Source organism: Amycolatopsis sp. NPDC021455, from assembly GCF_040640995.1.
In the GTDB taxonomy this organism is placed as follows: Bacteria; Actinomycetota; Actinomycetes; order Mycobacteriales; family Pseudonocardiaceae; genus Amycolatopsis.
The window spans coordinates 40296-54149 of record NZ_JBFACT010000012.1 but is presented as its reverse complement, the minus strand read 5'-3'; the positions used below and the strand labels follow the sequence as shown (position 1 = coordinate 54149).

At 69.9% G+C, this 13854-nt stretch carries 13 protein-coding genes; 6 read left to right on the top strand and 7 right to left on the bottom strand.

The annotated features are described in order from the left end of the window. The first annotated feature begins 59 nt into the window (after nucleotides 1-59). Entirely contained in the window at nucleotides 60-1577 is a 1518-nt protein-coding gene (locus AB0G28_RS17250; RefSeq protein WP_361089305.1) for a right-handed parallel beta-helix repeat-containing protein, read from the top strand. A 14-nt stretch (nucleotides 1578-1591) separates the two neighbouring features. Here the strand turns inward: AB0G28_RS17250 and AB0G28_RS17245 are convergent, their stop codons facing one another. After that, nucleotides 1592-3118, bottom strand: coding sequence for an MFS transporter (locus tag AB0G28_RS17245; protein ID WP_361089303.1), 1527 nt, complete (start codon nucleotides 3116-3118; stop codon nucleotides 1592-1594). After that, nucleotides 3115-3795 carry an LppX_LprAFG lipoprotein gene (locus AB0G28_RS17240; protein ID WP_361089301.1) on the bottom strand — a complete coding sequence of 227 codons (681 nt, stop codon included), beginning with the start codon at nucleotides 3793-3795 and terminating at the stop codon, nucleotides 3115-3117. Before AB0G28_RS17240 ends, AB0G28_RS17245 begins: the two co-directional genes overlap by 4 nt. Nucleotides 3796-4037: 242 nt before the next feature. Between AB0G28_RS17240 and AB0G28_RS17235 the strand changes: the two genes are divergently transcribed. Next, nucleotides 4038-4784, top strand: coding sequence for a methyltransferase domain-containing protein (locus tag AB0G28_RS17235; protein ID WP_361089299.1), 747 nt, complete (start codon nucleotides 4038-4040; stop codon nucleotides 4782-4784). Between the two features lie 90 nt (nucleotides 4785-4874). Here AB0G28_RS17235 and AB0G28_RS17230 read toward each other — a convergent pair whose 3' ends face one another. Both AB0G28_RS17230 and AB0G28_RS17225 read right to left on the bottom strand, forming a co-directional pair. Beyond that, a complete protein-coding gene (locus tag AB0G28_RS17230) occupies nucleotides 4875-5180 on the bottom strand; it encodes a hypothetical protein (RefSeq protein WP_361089297.1) in 306 nt (101 codons plus the stop codon). 256 nt (nucleotides 5181-5436) lie between these two features. Beyond that, nucleotides 5437-6186, bottom strand: coding sequence for a TetR/AcrR family transcriptional regulator (locus AB0G28_RS17225; RefSeq protein ID WP_361089295.1), 750 nt, complete (start codon nucleotides 6184-6186; stop codon nucleotides 5437-5439). Between the two features lie 85 nt (nucleotides 6187-6271). On the opposite strand from AB0G28_RS17225, the gene AB0G28_RS17220 reads away from it, so the two are divergent. After that, nucleotides 6272-7402 carry an NAD(P)/FAD-dependent oxidoreductase gene (locus tag AB0G28_RS17220; RefSeq protein ID WP_361089293.1) on the top strand — a complete coding sequence of 377 codons (1131 nt, stop codon included), beginning with the start codon at nucleotides 6272-6274 and terminating at the stop codon, nucleotides 7400-7402. Between the two features lie 28 nt (nucleotides 7403-7430). On the opposite strand, the gene AB0G28_RS17215 is transcribed toward AB0G28_RS17220, so the two are convergent. After that, entirely contained in the window at nucleotides 7431-8858 is a 1428-nt protein-coding gene (locus tag AB0G28_RS17215) for a M1 family metallopeptidase (RefSeq protein WP_361089291.1), read from the bottom strand. Nucleotides 8859-9081: 223 nt separating this feature from the next. Between AB0G28_RS17215 and AB0G28_RS17210 the strand changes: the two genes are divergently transcribed. Then, the gene (locus AB0G28_RS17210) at nucleotides 9082-9666 is read left to right on the top strand and encodes a dihydrofolate reductase family protein (RefSeq protein WP_361089289.1); all 585 of its coding nucleotides are present in this window, start codon (nucleotides 9082-9084) and stop codon (nucleotides 9664-9666) included. On the opposite strand, the gene AB0G28_RS17205 is transcribed toward AB0G28_RS17210, so the two are convergent. Beyond that, the gene (locus AB0G28_RS17205; RefSeq protein ID WP_361089287.1) at nucleotides 9663-10541 is read right to left on the bottom strand and encodes a LysR family transcriptional regulator; all 879 of its coding nucleotides are present in this window, start codon (nucleotides 10539-10541) and stop codon (nucleotides 9663-9665) included. The genes AB0G28_RS17210 and AB0G28_RS17205 overlap by 4 nt on opposite strands. Nucleotides 10542-10623: 82 nt before the next feature. Here AB0G28_RS17205 and AB0G28_RS17200 point away from each other — a divergent pair, with 82 nt between their 5' ends. Continuing rightward, complete coding sequence (locus tag AB0G28_RS17200; protein ID WP_361089285.1) at nucleotides 10624-11526, top strand: DMT family transporter; 903 nt, start codon at nucleotides 10624-10626, stop codon at nucleotides 11524-11526. Here the strand turns inward: AB0G28_RS17200 and AB0G28_RS17195 are convergent. Further along, nucleotides 11422-11904 carry a hypothetical protein gene (locus AB0G28_RS17195; RefSeq protein WP_361089283.1) on the bottom strand — a complete coding sequence of 161 codons (483 nt, stop codon included), beginning with the start codon at nucleotides 11902-11904 and terminating at the stop codon, nucleotides 11422-11424. The two genes, AB0G28_RS17200 and AB0G28_RS17195, sit on opposite strands and share 105 nt — an antisense overlap. Nucleotides 11905-12347: 443 nt before the next feature. Between AB0G28_RS17195 and AB0G28_RS17190 the strand changes: the two genes are divergently transcribed. After that, nucleotides 12348-13793: a non-reducing end alpha-L-arabinofuranosidase family hydrolase gene (locus AB0G28_RS17190; RefSeq protein ID WP_361089281.1), complete on the top strand. Its 1446-nt coding sequence runs from the start codon at nucleotides 12348-12350 to the stop codon at nucleotides 13791-13793. Nucleotides 13794-13854 lie beyond the last annotated feature (61 nt).

Sequence of the window (13854 nt, the reverse complement as noted above, 5' to 3'; positions counted from 1 at the left end):
GGTGGCCACGTGGCAGCCGGCTCCTCTTTCGAGGATCCCTTCCAGGAACGGGAGAGCGCGTGAATCGGAACAAACGGCGGGTGTTGCTGGTGACCATGGCGATCGCCGTGTCGTCGGTCGGGACCGCGGTCGCCGTCCAGGCGGCCGGGTCCAGGGCCGGTTCGGGGGCCGGCGGGTGCTTCGACCCCGTCTCCTTCGGGGCCGTGCCGGACGACGCCGCGGACGACCGGGTGCCGATCCAGGCCGCCATCGACGCGGCGAGCGACGCGGGTGGTGGCACGGTGTGCCTCGGCAGCGGGCGCTGGCGGGTGACCCGTGCGCCCGTGGGTTCCTACGACCGGGTCGCGGCGCTGTCCACGCACGCAGCGCACGTGACGTTCAGCGGCACCGGGCCGGGCACGGTGCTCGAACTGGCGGGAGACCAGCAGGCCGGTGCGGTCTCGGTGATATCGATCGACCCGGGAGCGACCGATGTCACCGTGGAACGGCTGAAGATCGACACCTCGGCGGCGACCAACACCGACGAACAGACCCACGCGATCGCGATCGGCTCCGGTGTGTGCACGACGGCGAACGGAACCTGCTCGATGCCGGTCACGGACGTCACGGTGCGGGACGTCGTCTTCGCCCATCCGCCGGCACCCGGCGCGCGCAAGGGGGACTGCGTCCGGGTGCTCGGCAACACCCCGGCCACGGCGGTCAAGCGCGTGACGATCTCGGGCGCGTCGTTCGTCAGCTGCGCGCGCTCCGGGGTGGGGGTGCAGCGCAACGTGTTTTCGCTGGCGGTACTGGGAAACCACTTCGGCGAGCAGATCGGCGACACCGCCTTCGACGCGGAAGCCACCGGCGGTGACTGGGACGACGGCCTGCGGCTGGAGGGCAACTCCTTCGCCGATTCGCGGGTGACCTCCAGTGCCGCGTTGTCGACCTACCGGCATGCGACGATCACCGGGAACACCTTCAGCGGCAAGGGACTCGCCCCCTACCGGACCGAGGACGTCGTCGTCGCCGGCAACACGTTCGACGTGACGGCGGGGACCGGCGGCGGGGTCGTCGACTCGCAGAACGTCGCCACCCGCGACAAGATCACCGGCAACATCATCCGGCGGCACGGCGTGCCCGGTCCGGGCATCCGGATCACGCCGCACAGCGGCGGGATCCCGGCCCAGGTCACGGTGTCCGGCAACACGATCGTCGCGGACGGCAACGCGGACGCGATCTACGGCGACTCGGTGCAACAGATCGGCATTCGCGACAACGACATCACGTTCACCGAAGCCGCCCCCGACGGTTCCGGGATCACGCTGCAGGGCATCACCGGGCCGATCGAGGACGCGATGATCACCGGCAACACGGTGACCGGCGCGAGTCCCTACTTCGCGGCGATCCGGCTCGACTCGCGGCCCGAGCCGTTCGGCGGCGTCACCGTCGCACTCAACTCGTCACGCGGCGCCGCTCGCTCGCTGCAGTGCTCACAACGGGCACCGGGCGGGTTCCCGCCGTCGATCGTCTCGACCGGCAACCGCTGGAACGTCGCGCCGACCTGCCCGGTCGCCACGCTTCAGCCAGGTCAATAAGGTCCGAAGCGCTCCTACCGCCCCGGCCTGCCCTCCATGGCAGTCCGGGGCGCCCGGCCGCCGATGGTCACGGCGACGGCCGCGCCTGCCAGGCAAACCGCGGACGTGACCAGGAAGATCGCGCGGTATTCGGTCAGCAGCGCCTCGCGGACCGCGCCGAGGTAGTCGGCGAGGGCCCGGTCGTAGGCCGGCTGGGACGGGAACAGGATCCGGAGCGGCGGGTTCAGCGACGCGGTCAGCGTGTGGAAGTAGTGCAGGCCGAAGGCGGACACGGCGGCGACGCCGACCAGCATGCCGGTCATCCGCGCGACCACGACCGCGGCCGACGCGACGCCGTGCTGGGCGCGCGGCACCGCACGCAGCGCGACGGCCGACAGCGGGGCGATGACCAAGCCGAGCCCCAGTCCGGCCAGCGCCAGGTCGACGTCGAGGCGCGGCAGTCCCAGGACGGACCTGGCCGCGAGAACGTCGGCGGGCCAGCGGGACATCAGCAGGTAGCCGCCGGCCGCGAGCAGCATCCCGGCGCCGCAGATCCAGCGTTCGCCGATCCGCGTGGCGAGCAGGCCGCCGAGCAGCGCGCCGACCGGCAGCGCGACCAGGAACCGCAGGAGGAGCTCGACGCTGCCGCCGTCGTCGCGGCCGAGCAATGTCTGCGCGAACAGGTCGACGTCGACCAGCGTGATCATCAACGCCGCCCCGGCGGCGACGCTCGTCCCGAGTGCGGCGAGGAACGGCCGCAGTGCCACGTTCGCCGTGTCGACGAGCCGGACCTCGGCGCGCGACTCCCACCAGAGGAACGCGACCAGGCCGATCCCGGCGCCGACCAGGAACGGCACGCCCCACGGCGGCAGCACCTGCTCGCGCGGATCCGGATTGTCCAGGCCGATGACGAGCAACGCCAGCGTGAGCGCGAGCAGCAGGACACCACCGAGGTCCACGCGCGGCCGCACGGCGGGTTTGCCGCCCCGCACGGAAACCTGCACCGCGACGGCGGCCAGCACGGTCAGCGGGACGTTCACCCAGAACACGCCGCGCCAGCCGGTCGCGGCGGCCAGCCCGATGCCGTACAGCGGCCCGAGCACGCTGCCGAGCTCCTGCGCGGCGCCGACGGCTCCCAGCACGGCGGAGCGGCGGTTCCCCGGCCACAGGTCCGCGGCCAGCGCGAGGGTCACCGGAAGCAGTGCGCCCCCGGCGGTTCCCTGGATCACCCGGCCCACGACCAGTACCGGCACCGTGCCGGCCAGCGCGGTGACGACCGACCCGGCGAGGAAACCGCCGAGACAGGCCTGCAGCAGCAGCTTGCGGCCGAACCGGTCGGAGGCCTGGCCGAGCAGCGGCATCGCGGCCACGTAGCCGAGCAGGTAGCCGGTGATGACCGGCGTGACGATCTCCAGCCGGTTCACCGGAATGCTCAGGTCGTCGATGATCTGCCGCAGCAGGCCGACGACGACATAGGTGTCCAGCGCGCCGAGCAGCACGGCGAGACCGCCGGCACCGACCGCGAGCGCGCGGCCACCGCGCGAGCCGGTCAGCCCGGTCACGCCGGCGCGGTCACGGTGACCGGCTTGTCCACGTCGGACAGCGTCACGTCCACGCTGCCACCGCCCTGGTACCCGAGCGAAGCCTTGACCGGCAGGTGGCCGCCGTCCTGGCGGAGCCAGAAGGTGGCGTTCGCGTCCGAGGACACCCCTGGCACCAGGGCGGCCAGCGCGTCCTTCGGCACCGTTCCGGTGACGCGGTAGGTCGGCGTGCCGCCGACGTCTTCCTGCCCGTCGGTCTTCGGGCCCTGGACCGAGGACAGCACCTTCGGGATGCCGCGCTGCGGGTCGAGGATGGCGGACGGGTCGTAGATCGAGGAGCTCAGCATCGCGGGGATCCGCTGGAACCCGCCGGTGGGCCCCTTGATGTACAGCGAGCCGTCCACCAGGACGAACTGGGCGTCGACGACCTGGCCCATCAGCTCCAGCGTGCCGGTGCCCTTCGCACCACCGCCGTTGGCCTTGGTCAGGTCGCCGTCGAGGCTGTGCACGCTCAGGCCCGGCACGGTGCCGTTGACCTTGAGGGTGAAGTGCGTGCTGGTGACGCCGCCCGCGGCCGTCGCGCTGTCCTTGAGCAGGCCACCGGCGTCGGGCAGCGACGTGCCGCCGCCCGAGGAGCAGCCGGTGACGATCGCCGCGCCCAAGGCCACCGCCGCGAGCAGGGTACGCCGCAGAATCATGCGTTCACCCTAGAACAGGAGCCGCACTCCGGAACAGGCCGCCTCGCGATCGTGCTGGCGTGACTCGTCTACAAAGGACCCACCGCACCGGGCGCGATAACCGGTGGACCGGCACGGGTGACCCGCCTAGCCTTCCGTCGAACCGTCCGGCCTTCCGTCCGAAGAGGTGCATTTCATGAATGTCCGGGTAGCCCCAGCGCCGAGCAACGTGCACCACCCCTTGGACGTGAGGAACCCCCGAAGTGGATCTACCCCGTAGCTTCACCATCCGCGAGAGCGGCCACCGCATCCACAACCCGCTCACCAGCCGGAAACTGGCCGACCTGGGCGAGGCACTGGACCCGCCGCCCGGCACCCGGGTGCTCGACCTGGCCTGTGGTTCGGGCGAGCTGCTGTGCACCTGGGCCCGCGATCACCGCATCACTGGAACCGGCGTCGACATCAGCACCGTGTTCCTGGCGAAGGCCCGGGCACGGGCGATCGAACTGGAGGTCGCCGGACAGGTCGCTTTCACCCGTGGTGACGCGTCCGGCCACGTCGCCGACGACCCGGTCGACATCGGGTCGTGCCTCGGTGCGACCTGGATCGGAGGTGGCGTCGCCGGCACCGTGGAGCTGCTCCGGCGCAGCCTCCGCCCCGGCGGCGTGATGCTGATCGGCGAACCGTACTGGCGCAGGGAGCCCCCGGACCAGGCCACGGTCGAAGGCTGTCACGCCACCAGTGAAGACGACTTCCGCGCCCTCCCGGAACTGCTGGAGCAGTTCGGGGAGCTGGGTTGTGACGTCGTGGAGATGGTCCTGGCGGACCAGGACAGCTGGGACCGCTACGTGGCGGCTCAGTGGCTCAACATCCGCCGCTGGCTGGACGCACATCCCGAAGACGAGCTGGCCGGGCAGATGCGCGCGGAACTCGCCACCGCTCCGGCGCGCCACGCCAGGTACCAACGTGAATACCTCGGCTGGGGCGTCTTCGCTCTGATGGACCGCTGACCCCAGCGGCCGGGTGGGTCCCGGTGACCCGGCACCGGGACCCACTCACGCCGGCATGAGCGTGTGACCGTGGGATGGGAAGGTCGTGATCTACTGGAGCGGCTCAGGGGCGTGGTCGGGGACGGAGAAGCGGTGGTATCCCTCCGGCCAGTCGTCCTCGTCCACCCGGTGGTTGCTGATGAGGAAGCAGTCGGGGTCGTCGCGGAATCCGGGAAGGCCCCGTGCGGCACGGATGCGTTCTTCGGCCCGTTGCCGGGTGGAGTACACGCCGAGCAGCTTGACGTCGTCGCCGTCCTGTTCGTCCCAGGCGAGGTGACCGTCCTGGTCGAAGTGCCGCGTCGGTGAGCCATCGAGGTGACGGGCATGACCGACGTGCCACAGCAGGTGGACATCCATCACTGGAGGCTAACCGGTGGCTTCTCGGCGCGTGACATTCGCGGGTCCACGCGGACGATCGTCGTCTTCGGCCACCACCTGGTCCTTCGACGGCGGTGCCTCGCTTTGCTCAGTAGAGCTCGACCTCCCACCCATCCAGTTCCGCCTCCCCGGGGTGGGAGCTCTCCGGTGCAGTACTTGTAGAGCCACAGCGCGGCACGGCGTTCAGCGTACTTTTCGTTGACGGGTTGGTCCCAGTGGTCGTCCGACGGAGTGTTCACACGGCGGTGCCGGGCACCGGTGGCGGCCGGAGGCGGGTGAGGTTCTCCATGAACAGGGCGAGGGTGAACTCGAACCGGTCGTGGCCGGTGCCGGAGGTCAGCTCGGCCGCATGACGCCGGGTGTGGGGAAACGTGTCGGCCGGCAATGCGGTGAACCGGTCCAGCAGTTCCTCGCGGCTGAGGACCCATTCGTGGTCCGGGTGTTTCCGCCGCTGCCGCACCAACGACTGCTCCAGCGCGTAGGCACTGACGTAGAGCGACAACGCATCGAGCACCCAGGCCGCGGTCTGCGGCGCGATTCCGCCGGCCAGCAGGATGGCCAGTAGCCCTTCACGCACTCGCAGTGCGTCGAGGTTGGTGGGGACCATGCCCAGTGCGGCGCGGGAAACCCCCGGGTATTTCAGGTACTGGTCGCGCAGTTGCGCGTACACGTCGAGAATCTGTTCGCGCCACGTCGCCGGGTCCGGTTCGGGCAGCACGATCCCGGCGCAGATCCGGCCGACGAGGAGGTCGTCGATGTCGTCTTTGTTGACGATGTGCGCATACAGCGACGACGGCCCGGTGCCGAGGACCGCGGCGACCCGGCGGATGGTCAGGGCGTCGTAGCCCTCGGTGGCCACGACCTGCAGGGCGGCGTCGGTGATCCGGTCGACCGTGATGGGTTTCCGGCCCGGTGCGGGTGCCGCGGGATCTCCGCTGGGTCGCGCGTGCCGCGCGGCGCGGCGTTGCCGGGGATCGGAGGCCATGCCGTCACTATAGCTTGACCCGAACTAAGTTCGTCGAGTAGGACTTAGTTCGTTGAGAAGAACTTAGTTCGTTCCGGAGGTTGGGATGCGAGTTTCCGTGGTCGGGGCCGGTCTGGGAGGTCTGTGCCTGGCGCAGGGCCTGCGCCAGGCCGGCATCGAGGCCGACGTCTTCGAGCGGGACCAGGCGATCACCGCGCGGTTCCAGGGCTATCGGCTCGTGCTGAACCCGGCCGGGTTCGACGCGTTGCGCGGTTGCCTGCCGCCGCGCTGGCACCCGCTGCTGGACGCGATCGTCGGTGACGCCTACGGCGAGCGGCTGATCCTGGACCCGCGGCTGAACCGGATCGGTGAGCTCGGCCCCGGCAGGACCGGGATCGTGGTCGACCGGCACGTGCTCCGGCACCTGCTGCTGACCGGGCTCACCGTGCGCACCGGAGCCGCGCTGACCGGCTACGACGTGCTGGACGACGGCACGGTCCGAGCGCGGTTCGGCCATGGCGCCCCGGCCACCGCCGATCTGCTCGTCGGGGCGGACGGGGTGAGCTCCGCGGTCCGCGCGGTGCTTTCCCCGCGGACTGTCCCGACCGACACCGGCGTCCGGTTCGTCATCGGCCGCACCCCGCTGACCGAGCGCTTCGCCGGACTGTCCCGTGCCTTCGGCTCGAAGATCGCCGGCGACGGGGTGAGCCTGCTGCTCGGTGCGATGCGGTTCCGTACCCCACCGAAGGAAGCGGCCGGGCGGCTGGCACCCGAAGTGACCCTTCCGGATGTCCGCGACTACGTGCGCTGGGCCATGATCCTGCCACCCGGCGGTTCGCGCGAGGCCGATAATCCGCGGGAGGCGGCACTGTCCATGATGGACGGTTGGCATCAGGACCTGCGGGCGCTGCTCGAGCAGGGCGACCCGGACAACAGTGCCCTGCTGTCCATCCGGGTGGTCCGGCCAGGCGAGCGCTGGTCGCCCGGTCCGGTCACGCTGCTCGGTGACGCGATCCACGCCACCTCGCCGACCGGTGGCAACGGCGCGAACACCGCCCTGCGCGACGCCGACCTGCTGTGCCGGTGCCTGACCGACGTCGCCGAGGGCCGCCGGAACCTCCTGCGCGCGGTGGGCGACTACGAGCGGCAGATGTTCGAGTACGGCGCCGAAGCCGTGAGCCACAGCCTCGGCGCACTGCCCGCCTTCGTCCCGCAATCGAAACCGCAGCCGGCCTGACCGCTGCGCGCGAGAAGAGGATGGCTGGTCAGAGTGCCGGCTTGCCCGGCTGGTAGAGCCAGGCGTGGAACAACGATTCGAGGTTGCGGTTGGTCAGCCGCTCGACGAACCGGATGAATTGCGGCGTCGAAACATTGCCGTACCGGTGAGCCGTGGGCCACAGGGTGAGCACTCGGAAGAAGTCGCGGTCGCCGATCTTCGTGCGCAGCGCCTGCAGTGTCATCGCGCCGCGGTTGTAGACCAGGTCGTCGAAGATGTGGTCACGTCCGGGGTCGGCGACTTCGCCGCTCCAGTCCTTCTCGCCGGCGTAGACCTTCGCGAAGGTCTGTCGCACGGGGACGTTGTTGAACTTCTCCTGGTAGAGCCACTCCGAATAGGTCGCGAAGCCTTCATTGAGCCAGATGTCCGACCAGTGCGCCGGGGTGAGGCTGTCGCCGAACCACTGGTGGCCGAGTTCGTGGGCGAGCAGGTCACCGGCGACCTCGCTGGTCTTGCGGTCGTAGACCGGGCGGCTCTGTGTCTCGAGGGCGTAGCCGACGCCGACGTCGGCGAGGATGCCGCCGGTCGAATCGAACGGGTACTGCCCGTACAACGAGGATTCCCAGCGGACGAGCTGCGCCGTGGTCTGGTTGAACGCCCTGCCCTGACCGGGCCGGGTGTCGATCGACCTGCCGATCGCGGTGATGTCCGGCAGGCCGTCGGCCGTCACGCCCCGGGTGACGTCGTAGTCGCCGATCGCGATCATGCTCAGCTCGCTGGCCATCGGCCGGTTCATGGACCAGCGGAACGTGGTCTGGTGATCGTGCGTGGTCGTGGGCCCGGGTTCGCCGTTGGCCAGCACGGTGAGCCCGGTCGGCACGGTGATGGTCTGGGTGTAGGTGGCTTTGTCGTCGGGGGTGTCGTTCACCGGGTAGTAGGTCGCCGCGCCGATCGGCTGGTTGAGCGCGACCGCGCCGTCCTTGGTGGCGATCCAGCCGGAGAGGCCCAGCGCGGGGTCGTCGACCTTCCGCGGGACGCCCGAGTAGGTCACCGAGACGACGAACGCGCTGCCCTGCCGCAGCCCATACGGCGGGGTGATCACCAGCTCCTGGGCACCGCTGCGGGTGAAGGCGGCGTTCAGGCCGTTCACCGAGAGCCTGCTGATCGTCAGCGGCCCCTGGAAATCCAGGTCGAAGCGGGAGAGGTTCTGGGTGGCCGTGGCGAGAATCGTCGTGGTCGCGTCGATCGCTCCGGTTTCGGGGCTGAACGCCAGCCGGATGTCGTAGTGGCCGACGTCGTAGCCGCCGTTGCCCATGTCGGGGAAATACGGATCCCCGGCGCTGGGGGCGCCGGGGGAGTACTGCGCTGCTTGTGCCGGCGCGGCCTCGGCCGCGGGACTCGTCGCGGCCAGCAGGCCGGCGGACAGTGCGCAGGAGATGACCGACAGGTGGCCACGGTTGCGGTTCGCGCCTCGCAAGGGTCCTCCTCGGCAGTCATCGACGCTGAAGGGTAGGACCGGTTCGCCATGCGGATCAAGCCTGTTCAGGTGCCTCGAAGTCGGTTCCGGGTGCCCGGCGGCATGTCCTGCCCGGCCGAATCCCGGACCGGCTGTCGATTCCGCTGCCGGGCGATCGACGCATGGGTGAGCGCGGCTTCGCGAGGGGCCGGCCAAGGACCGCAACTGAGGAAGGGAATCGACGATGGCCAGGACGCCACTGCGGCTTTACATGTCGGTGTCGGTCGACGGGTACATCGCCGGGCCGGAGGATCGGCCGGGGCAGGAGCTCGGCCGCGACGGCGGGCGGTTGTTCGACTGGCTCGACGACCGGATGTCCGAAGGCATCAACGGGCAGGTGTACGCCGAGGCCTCTTCGACCGGTGCGGTGATATCCGGGCGCCGGACGTTCGAGCTGGCCAAGCGGTGGAACGGCGACCACCACGACGGTGTGCCGATCCACGTGCTCACCCACGACATCGATCCGGCCGATGTGCCGCCGGGCAGCGCGAAGTTCTACACCGACGTCGACGCGTGTGCCGAGGAGGCCCGGGAGGCAGCGGGAGATCGAGCCGTGCTGGTCCACGGCGCGGGCGCCGCACAGGCGCTGCTGGCGGCAGGTCAGCTCGACGAACTGGAACTGCACCTGGTCCCCGTGCTGCTGGGTGACGGGCGGCGGTTGTTCGAGCCGACCGGGCTCGGCCACGTCGAACTCGAGCTCGTCCGCCGGCTCGAAGGCCGTGGCGTCACCCATCTGCGTTACCGCGTGATCCGTCGAGAAGCGCGTTAGCCCGCGCGGACCAGGCCTTCCAGCAGCTCGATCGCGCGCCGGGCGGCGGGGTGCCGCGCGATCGACTTCTTCACCGCCAGGCTGAGGTGCCGGACCGGGGCGGGGGCCACCAGCTTGACCGTCGTCAGGTCCTCCGGCAGCTCGCCGATGCCGAGTTCCGGTACCACCGTCAGGCCGATTCCCGTGGCCACAAAAGACATCGCGGTCCGGTAGTCATGGGTTTCCACCACGAAACCCGGGGAGAACCCGGCTTGCGCGCAGGCGTTGAGGAGCACCTGGCGGCACGGCCCCTCGCGGAGGTCGTTGTCCACCCAATGCCGCTGGGCGAGGTCCGCCAGCGGTACCTGCGGCAGCGCGGCGAGGGGGTCGTCGACGCGGACGACGGCGAGGTAGGGATCGTCGGCGAGCCTGCGTACCTCGACGTCACCGGAGCGCTCGACGCCCGTCTCCTCCACGAAGATGTCCAGGTCCGGGTCGCCCGGGGTGAACTCGGTCAGCAGCAGGTCCAGCCGCAGGTCCGGGAACTCGGCGCGCAGCGTGGCGACGGTCGGCGCCAGCCAGGTCGCCCCGGCCGAGCCGAAGTAGCCGATCGACAGGCTGCCGACCCGGCCGGCGCGCAGGTCGCCGACCACCCGCTCGACCCGGCTGAAGGCCTCGAACAACGTCTCGGCCTCGGCGGCCAGGGTCCGGCCGGCCGCCGTGGGCTCGATGCCGCGCCCGGATCGTTCGAACAGCCGCAGCCCGGTCTCCCGTTGCAGCGCGGCGAGCTGCTGGCTCACCGCGGACGGTGTGTAACCGAGCGAGGAGGCGCTCGCCCGGATCGAACCCGTCGCGATCACCGCGCGCAGGACCCGGAGCCGCGGGATGTCCAGCATGAGACGAATGTACAGAGCTGCTTAACAAATGTCCACAATTAATCGCTTGTGCTGTACAGATCTGGTGGGTGACGATGCTGCGGTGACCGATCTAGTCGAGACCATCCGGCCCGCCGGCCCCAGCAAGACCGACATCGGCAAGATCGCGGCCGCCGCCGGGCTCGCGGTGGTGCTGTGGGGTTCGTCCTTCGTCGCCATCCGCGGCATCGGGCACGCGCTGTCCCCGGGGCCGCTGGCGCTGCTGCGGCACGCCGTCGCGGCTGTCACCCTCACGGCGATCGTGCTGGCCCGGCGGCCGGTCCGCGTCCGGTTGCCGCGCAAGGCGTTCCTGCTGGTCGGGGCCTACGCCGTGGTCTGGCTCGCCGGCTACACCGTGGCCCTCAACGCCGGGGAGCAACACGTCGACGCGGGGACCGCGGCGCTGCTGGTCAACCTCGCGCCGCTGCTCGTCGCCGTCGCCGCCGGGAAGCTTCTCGGCGAAGGCTTCTCGCGCTCTCTCATCGTCGGCTCGCTCGTCGCGCTGGGCGGAGCCGCGGTCATCGCGACGGGAGCCACCGCCCAGCGCGACTGGGCGGGTGTCCTGCTGTGCTTGCTGGCCGCCGCCCTCTACGCCGCGGGCGTCATGATCCAGAAGGTCGCCCTGCGCCACGTCGACGGGCTCACCGCGATCTGGCTCGGCTGTGTCGTCGCCACCGTGGTCCTGCTGCCCTGGGCGCCGCAGCTGGCCGGCGAGCTGCGGGTGGCTGCCACGCCCGCGGTGCTCGGCGCCGGCTACCTCGGCGTGTTCCCCACGGCGATCGGGTTCACGGCGTGGGCCTACGCGCTGCGCCGCATGGACGCCGGCCGGCTGTCGGCGGTGACCTACGCCGTTCCGGCGGCGTCAGTGTTGTTGTCCTGGCTGCTGCTGGCCGAGATTCCCTCGGTGTACGGACTCGTCGGCGGCGCGCTCTGCCTGATCGGTGTCGCCATCTCCCGCCGGCGGTAGCGGCGGCGGTACCGGGGCGGCTTCCGGACCGCGTTTTCCTCGCCGGGTGGCGTCGCCGACGTCGACGCACAGCCTGGTCAGCAACGTTCCCAGAACGAGGAAAAGGCCCAGCAGCAAAACCACGCGAAGGGCGGCACTGTCCGCGATGGCGCCGACGAGGACCAAAAAGACGACGGCGATTTCGGCGATCGTGGTACTGCAGACGAGGATGCCGAATATCCGGACGCGGGACTTCCGCCAGAAGTAGCCCCGATTCGTCCCCGGTTTCTTGCCTTCCCGGTCTTGGTCCCGCAGGCGATCCAGGTACTTCGAGTCCCAGCAGATCGCGAGAATCAGGAAGGGAAGTACTTGGGCCAGTGTCGTGTAGAAATCTCTCACCGGGCTGCCCCTTCGCGAGTACGTGGCCGGTGACCCGGTGATGTCAGAACGGTAGTCGTGGATTTTCGATCGGTGTTGCGGGGAATCGGTCTCCGTTCGATCACGATCAAGTGATCGTCGCCCCGGAGCGTCCGTCTGAGGTTGCCGGCGCGGACGGGCCGTGTGCGGCCACCCTCATCCTGCCCGCGCGAAAATGTAACTTACATCGCCAGTTCGTCCTTTGTAGACACATCATCGTGGCCTTGAAGTGCGAGGTCGCGCGCCCGGCGGCCGCGGCTCGGGGCGGCTCGCCGCGTTGATTGACAACTCTTCTCCGGAACGTCCACGCTGGCGCGGACGCGTGTTAACGGTAACAGTCGGCTCGCTGACGGGAATGCCGATCTGGCCGTGCGACGGCGGGAGGAACCGGAAGTGGATCCGAAGCTGACTGGGAGAAGGTCGTCATGAACAGAGGTAGTATCAGCCGCCGCCTGATCGCCGTGCTCAGTGCCGCGGCCGTGACCGTTGCCCTGGCGGTGACGCTCGGTGTCACGGACTCGGCCCTGGCCGATGCCACCGGTGCCCTGCGCGGTGTCGGTTCGAGCCGGTGTCTCGACGTCACCAACGGCAGCCAGAACGACGGTGCCTCCCTGCAGATCTACGACTGCTCGGGCGGGGCGAGCCAGCAGTGGACGTCGACGTCGGCCGGTCTGCTGACGGTGTACGGCAACAAGTGCCTGGACGTGCCCGGCAGCGCCACCGCCGCCGGGACCAAGGTGCAGATCTGGACCTGTCACGGTGGAGCCAACCAGCAGTGGCGGGTGAACTCCGACGGCACGATAGTCGGGGTGCAGTCCGGGCTCTGCCTGGATGTCACCGGGGCCGCCACGAGCAACGGCGCCGCCGTGGAGATCTGGACGTGCAACGGCGGCAGCAACCAGAAGTGGACGGGCCTGTCGGGCACTCCGCCGACCACGACCACCACCACGACCGGCGGGAACACCGGCTGCTCGCTTCCGTCGACGTACCGCTGGTCTTCTACGGGTGCGCTGGCGCAGCCGAAGAACGGGTGGGTCTCGCTCAAGGACTTCACCAACGTCGTCTACAACGGCAAGCACCTCGTCTACGCGTCGAACGTCTCGGGATCGTCGTACGGCTCGATGGCCTTCACCCCGTTCACCAACTGGTCCGACATGGCCTCGGCCGGCCAGACCGGGATGAACTCCGGCACCGTCGCGCCGACGCTGTTCTACTTCGCGCCGAAGAACATCTGGGTGCTGGCCTACCAGTGGGGTGCCTGGCCCTTCATCTACCGCACCTCGAGCGACCCCACCAACCCCAACGGCTGGTCCTCGCCGCAGCCGCTGTTCACCGGCAGCATCTCCGGCTCCGGCACCGGCCCGATCGACCAGACCCTGATCGCCGACGGCTCGAACATGTACCTGTTCTTCGCCGGTGACAACGGCAAGATCTACCGGGCGAGCATGCCGATCGGGAACTTCCCGGGCAGCTTCGGCTCGAACTACACGACGATCATGAGCGACTCGCAGGCCAACCTGTTCGAAGCCGTCCAGGTCTACAAGGTCCAGGGCCAGAACCAGTACCTGATGATCGTCGAGGCGATGGGCGCGGGCGGCCGGTACTTCCGGTCGTTCACCGCCAGCAGCCTCAGCGGTTCGTGGACGCCGCAGGCGGCCAGCGAAAGCAACCCCTTCGCGGGCAAGGCCAACAGCGGCGCGAGCTGGACCAACGACATCAGCCACGGTGACCTGGTCCGCACCAACCCGGACCAGACGATGACCGTCGACCCCTGCAACCTGCAGCTGCTCTACCAGGGCAAGAACCCCAGTGCCGGTGGCCCCTACGACCAGCTGCCGTGGCGGCCGGGCCTCCTGACGCTGCAGCGCTAGCCCGCAGCACGCCTTCCGGCGGGAACCCGGCCGGGTTCCCGCCGGAAGACGTTCTTGCACG